The organism is uncultured Metabacillus sp., from assembly GCF_947503125.1.
Taxonomy (GTDB): Bacteria; Bacillota; Bacilli; order Bacillales; family Bacillaceae; genus Metabacillus.
In genome coordinates this window covers 1-563 of the sequence record NZ_CANNCR010000185.1, presented here as the reverse complement: position 1 = coordinate 563, position 563 = coordinate 1, and the positions used below count along the sequence as shown (strand labels likewise).

1 protein-coding gene is annotated in these 563 nt (G+C 35.0%); it reads left to right on the top strand.

What is annotated here, in order from left to right; translation table 11 throughout:
- Positions 1-121 precede the first annotated feature (121 nt).
- A partial coding sequence (locus tag Q1B07_RS26750; RefSeq protein ID WP_299834322.1) for a transposase occupies positions 122-563 on the top strand: 442 nt, incomplete at its 3' end.

Below are 563 nucleotides of genomic sequence, written 5' to 3'. Positions count from 1 at the left end.
CTAATATCGCCTATCTAATCAGCTTTCTTGTTACTATTTAATGCATGAAAAAAATGAAAAAAGAATCCATTTCTGATAAAGTTAAATCACCACAAAATAACCATCAGAAAGGATTCTTATTATGGCTACTTTACCGCAATTAACGCTTAATTTCAATCGTCAAATCAAATTATCAAATGATGGAGGTTCTCTTTCTTCTGATACAGGTGAATTCATCTTTAGAGAGTTCGATGAGAAAATTGGCTTCTCAAAGACATTGGCCGGGCACTTAAACTTAAAAGATTCAAGGACTTACTTTGTTCATTCGAATGAAAATTTACTTCGTCAAAAAATCTATCAAATGATTGCCGGCTATTCACAAGATGATGCTGCCGATCATCTAACGAAGGATCCTGTATTTACTCAAATCATTGGGACACCAGCCTTAGCTTCCCAGCCCAGCTTATCTCGCTTTTTTAGGAGATTTGATCAAACATCTATTGAACAATTAGAACAGGCCAACCAAGAGTTGCTCGATAAAGTTCATAAGTTCAGAGATTCAAAAGCACTCATCTTTGATTTAG